At 45.4% G+C, this 238-nt stretch carries 1 protein-coding gene; it reads right to left on the bottom strand.

Annotated elements, in window-relative coordinates; all coding sequences use genetic code 11:
* A partial coding sequence (locus Q4563_RS23890; RefSeq protein WP_442903868.1) for an agmatine deiminase family protein occupies nt 1-123 on the bottom strand: 123 nt, incomplete at its 3' end.
* Between the last annotated feature and the right edge of the window lie 115 nt (nt 124-238).

Genomic DNA, 238 nt, shown 5'->3' with positions numbered 1-238 from the left:
ATCTAAGCTGCCAAGTTGCTTAATCAACACACGGCAATCAATGCCAATTATGACAAAATCCGCGAAGGCGCGCCCGATCACCTCAAGAGCTTTTGCATCATTCACGTCATTATAGGTTGGCACCAATACCGTCTAATTTACAATTAAAAATTTTGCATAATTAGCGGGTAGCCGCTCGCCAGCTTGGTTGAATATGGCTTTGGGCCAAGGCAAGGCAAAAAATCGATAAGCCTGCCCC

Source organism: Gilvimarinus sp. 1_MG-2023, from assembly GCF_030548285.1.
Note: the sequence above shows the minus strand (reverse complement) of the source record. Positions and strands in the feature narration are given on the sequence as shown.